At 70.2% G+C, this 1,846-nt stretch carries 1 protein-coding gene; it reads left to right on the top strand.

The genetic code is table 11. The features are described from left to right. The first annotated feature begins 322 nt into the window (after positions 1–322). Positions 323–1,756: an NF041680 family putative transposase gene (locus ACRDSQ_RS15350; protein ID WP_431421830.1), complete on the top strand. Its 1,434-nt coding sequence runs from the start codon at positions 323–325 to the stop codon at positions 1,754–1,756. The last annotated feature ends 90 nt before the right edge of the window (positions 1,757–1,846 follow it).

Below are 1,846 nucleotides of genomic sequence, written 5' to 3' on the forward strand. Positions count from 1 at the left end.
CCCCACGAGAGCCCGGATTCGCGTGGGAGCACTTCAACGGCTAACCGAGCCGACCAATCCCGCCCGCGCCGAACTGCACCCGGCCAGTCTCGGCCACCGACGCACCATCAACAAGGACTACTGATGCCCCTCGGGCACGCGACACCACCGATGCGCGCTTAGCTTGAGTTTTAACCGGCCATTGTGGACGCGTTTGTGGTCGTGGGCTTGGTTCGGTGTGTCGCTGGGACATGTGGGCGGCCACCCTCGATCCTTTGGAGTGCTGAAGCTTCGAAGGTGCAGGAGGGTGGCCGTGGGGCCGACTATGCCAGGGTTATGGGCGGTGGTCGAGACTGATCCGGTTGCGTGCCACGGGAGGCTGATCGCCTTCCGGCTCGGGTTGTATGCGTGTCTCGGGCGGCGTGGCGACGCGTTGTTCGACCTCGTCGATGCGGTGCTGACCGCGGGCGGTCCGGTGGGTTCGCTGGTTGGGTTGTCGGAGGAGAAGGCGTTCCGCAGGGGGCACGGCGCGTTGTATGACGCGCTGGCCTGTGGCGGGGTTGACACCGGGATGTTGGCCGGGCTGATCGCCTCGTCGTGGCGGCCGGTGGATGCGGGTCCGGTGAAGATCGCGGTGGACGTGTCGCCGTGGCCGCGCCCGGACGCGGTGACCTCGCCGGGGCTGTGCCATTGCCATACCTCGTGCCGGTGCGACGGGACCCGCAAGACCGTTCCAGGCTGGCCGTTCTCCTTCGCGGCCGGGTTGGAGTGGGGTCCCTCGTCGTGGACGGCGTTGCTCGACGCGGTGCGCATAGATCCCGGTGACGACGCCACGGTGGCGACGTTCGAGCAGGTCAAGCGGGTGATCGGGAGGCTGTCGGCGGCCGGGGCGGTGGCCGGGCGGCCGGCCGCGGTGTTCGCGTTCGACTCCGGTTATGACCTGACCCGCATCGCCTGGCTGGCTGCCCAGGACGGCCTGGACGTCCAGATCCTGGGCCGGGTCCGGTCCGACCGGGTGTTCTACGGCCCGGCCCCGGCCGCGCGGGTCGACGGCAAGCCGGGACGGCCACCGCGGCACGGCGCGCGGTTCGCACTCGCCCTCCCGGACACGCTGCCGGCTCCCGATGAGCGCATCGATGCGACCAGCCGGCGTTACGGCGCGGTGCAGGTCACCGCGTGGCACGGCCTGCACCAGAAGCTGGGCAGGCAGGCCGGATGGCAGCACCACACCGGTCAACTGCCGGTCCTGGGCGGCACCGTGATCCGTGTTCAGGTCGAACGCCTGCCCGGTGACCGCGCGCCCAAGCCGGTGTGGCTGTGGCACCACGCCCCCGGCAGCGGCCTGTTCGACCTGGACCTGCTGTGGAAGACCTACCTGCGGCGCTTCGACATCGAACACACCTTCCGGCTGCTCAAACAGACCCTGGGCTGGACCGCCCCGCAAATCCGCACCCCCGCCCAGGGCGAACGCTGGACCTGGCTGATCGTCGCCGCCCACACCCAGCTGCGCCTGGCCCGTGCGCTCACCGGCGACCTGCGCCGGGCCTGGGACAAGCCGATCCCCGCCGGGCAGCCGATCACCCCCGGACGCGTCCGCCGAGGTTTTCCCATCCTGCGCCGGAAGCTGGGCACCCCGGCCAGAAGACCGAAACCCACCGCGCCAGGCCCCGGCCGTCCCCGAGGCAGCACCCGACCCCCACGAAGGCGCTACCCAGTCGGAAAGAACAAGCCCACAACAGACACCTCCCCGCCCAGCACCGCCGACCAGGAAGGTTAAAACTCAAGCTTAGAGCGCCCGCCAATAGGCACGGCCGAGCGAGGCGGATGCCAGGCGTCGGTCCGGCAAGGCGGAGGAGGAGGTCATGCC

Origin of the sequence: Actinokineospora sp., from assembly GCF_050699995.1 — a bacterium.
In the GTDB taxonomy this organism is placed as follows: domain Bacteria; phylum Actinomycetota; class Actinomycetes; order Mycobacteriales; family Pseudonocardiaceae; genus Actinokineospora.